The organism is Leucobacter sp. PH1c (genome assembly GCF_000633415.1).
Taxonomy (GTDB): Bacteria; Actinomycetota; Actinomycetes; order Actinomycetales; family Microbacteriaceae; genus Leucobacter.
The window spans coordinates 1-437 of the sequence record NZ_AYMV01000071.1; the positions used below are offsets into that span (position 1 = coordinate 1).

The 437-nt window shown below is 69.8% G+C and carries 1 protein-coding gene; it reads left to right on the forward strand.

All coding sequences use genetic code 11. The features are described 5' to 3' along the window. Positions 1 to 437 (forward strand): hypothetical protein (locus U874_RS0113945; protein WP_029988538.1); only part of this gene is annotated, 437 nt, incomplete at both ends.

Sequence of the window (437 nt, forward strand, 5' to 3'; positions counted from 1 at the left end):
CTATTCCGCCGCGCTGAACTCTGACGGAAACGCCTTCGCGTGGGGGAGCAACTTCTACGGGCGGCTGGGAGATGGGACGCTCGAAGATCGAGGGATGCCGGTGCAGGTGGCCGCACCGGCGGGGGTCACCTTCACGCAGATATCGGCCGGGGTCTCGCACACGCTCGCACTGGGGTCGGACGGGAACGCCTACGCCTGGGGAGGGAACTACTCCGGGCAGCTGGGGGATGGGACGGACACGAGTCGGGTGGATCCGGCACCGGTCGCCGCGCCTGCGGGTATCAGTTTCACGCACGTGGCGGCCGGCGCCTTTCACTCAGTTGCGCTGGGCTCGGACGGAAACGCCTACGCCTGGGGGCAGAACTCCGCCAGCCAGCTGGGGGACGACACCTTAGAGGACCGGTGGACGCCCGTGCAGGTCGCCGCGCCCGCGGGCG